Source organism: Mesorhizobium sp. M4A.F.Ca.ET.050.02.1.1 (genome assembly GCF_003997725.1).
In the GTDB taxonomy this organism is placed as follows: Bacteria; Pseudomonadota; Alphaproteobacteria; order Rhizobiales; family Rhizobiaceae; genus Mesorhizobium.
In genome coordinates, this window is record NZ_RZSG01001161.1 from 1 (window position 1) to 1341 (window position 1341).

At 61.5% G+C, this 1341-nt stretch carries 2 protein-coding genes; both read right to left on the reverse strand.

The features are described from left to right. Positions 1-142: 142 nt before the first annotated feature. A complete protein-coding gene (locus EOA33_RS35950; RefSeq protein WP_245455522.1) occupies positions 143-862 on the reverse strand; it encodes an SDR family NAD(P)-dependent oxidoreductase in 720 nt (239 codons plus the stop codon). Positions 863-971: 109 nt separating this feature from the next. Continuing rightward, positions 972-1341 (reverse strand): ABC transporter permease subunit (locus EOA33_RS35955; RefSeq protein ID WP_127407741.1); only part of this gene is annotated, 370 nt, incomplete at its 5' end.

Below are 1341 nucleotides of genomic sequence, written 5' to 3' on the forward strand. Positions count from 1 at the left end.
TGGCGCCCCCGCCGCGCCGGGCAGCCTGTCGACGTGTGAGTAGAGCACCGGCCTACCAGGCCGGTGCTCTGGACTGTTTATGCCTGTTCACCAAAGCCGTCCGGCTCAACCAGCCCACAAGAATCTATCGCCACCTCTGCTGCTAGTATCGGGCCCGGCCGCCGGACATGTCGAAAACAGCGCCGGTGTTGAACGCGCTCGCATCTGAGCAAAGCCATACAACCAGCGCCGCGACCTCGTTCGGATCGCCGAGTCGCTTGAGCGGACTTGCCGATATCATTGAGTCGACGGTCTCGTTGCCGAGGTCCCGGATCAGGCGGGTATCGATCGGACCCGGAGCGATGCAGTTGACGCGAATATCGGTGTCGCTGACCTCACGCGACAGCGCTTTGGTGAAAGCGATGACGCCGGCGCTGGCTGCGGAATAGGCCGCAAGGCTCGGCAGTCCCTCTTTACCGGCAAGCGAACCCATGTTGACGATCCGACCCTTGCCCGCTTGTCGCATAAGCGGCAGCACCCGATGCGTAACTTCGAACGTGCCAAGAAGGTTGACCTGCAGGATTCGCTGCCATTCGGCCGGTTCGAATTCCTCGAACGGCTTGTAGCTACCCAGCCACCCCGCATTGTTCACGAGAATGTCGATTTCGGTCGTGTCCATAAGGCTTAGCGCTTCCATGACGCTATCGCGTTTCGTCACGTCCACCGAAAGGGAGCGTGTGCCTTCCAGTTCGACAGGCTCGATATCCCAGATCCAAACGTCCGCACCACTCAACGCGAGCTTACTGGCTATCGCTCGACCGATGCCACGGGCGCCACCTGTGACGATGGCTGTTCGGCCGGCAAAGTCGTAAGTCACCGACATCATCACCTCCGTTAAACGCCAGTGTCTCGTGTACTAGGCGCCGTATCGTGATTGAAGTCGAGCAGTTGGCCTGGCGATTTGAGCAGGTTTGGCCACCTCTCGCTGAAGTCTAGCGCGCTCCGCGCTGCCTGGTCACCAGGCTCCTCACCGCAAGCACCAGCACCGTGATGATGATCAGGATCCCCGAGAGCGCTGCAATCGCCGGGTCGATATTGTCGCGCAGGCCCATCCACATCAGGCGGGGCAAGGTTATGGCGTTGACCGAGGTGATGAACAGCGTCACGCCGATCTCTTCCCAGGAGAGCACGAAGGATAGCAGCGCGGCGGTGACGATGCCGAACCTGATGTTGGGCATGATGACACGCGTCGCGCGCTCCCACACACTGGCGCCAAGCCCGCGCGCGGCAAGGTCGATGCGGCGGTCGAGCTGGCTGAGCGAGACCAGGATCAGCACGGTCGCGAAGGGCACCGTCATCACC

What these genes read in the sequence shown, in the direction of transcription:
- EOA33_RS35950 (WP_245455522.1), bottom strand. Translation starts at nt 862, where the DNA reads ATGTCGGTGACTTACGACTTTGCCGGCCGAACAGCCATCGTCACAGGT.